Below are 231 nucleotides of genomic sequence, written 5' to 3' on the forward strand. Positions count from 1 at the left end.
GCATCACTCATTGCAGTATCCCGGTCGTTACGATTGATGGTGTGGGTCGAAAGCATCGCGCACCGCCTCGCCGATAAAGACCAGCAGGCTCAGCATGATAGAAAGTACAACGAATGCAGACAGGCCCAGCCAGGGTGCCTGAAGGTTGGTTTTGCCCTGAGCAAGCAATTCACCGAGAGACGGTGAACCCACAGGCAAACCGAACCCCAGAAAATCCAGTGATGTCAGTGT

General features: G+C 54.1%; 1 pseudogene. It reads right to left on the reverse strand.

The annotated features are described in order from the left end of the window. Positions 1–27 precede the first annotated feature (27 nt). Positions 28–231, reverse strand: a pseudogene (locus tag ACYP03_RS28310) (ABC transporter permease); the annotation flags it as partial.

It is taken from the genome of Photobacterium sp. R1, from assembly GCF_054600795.1.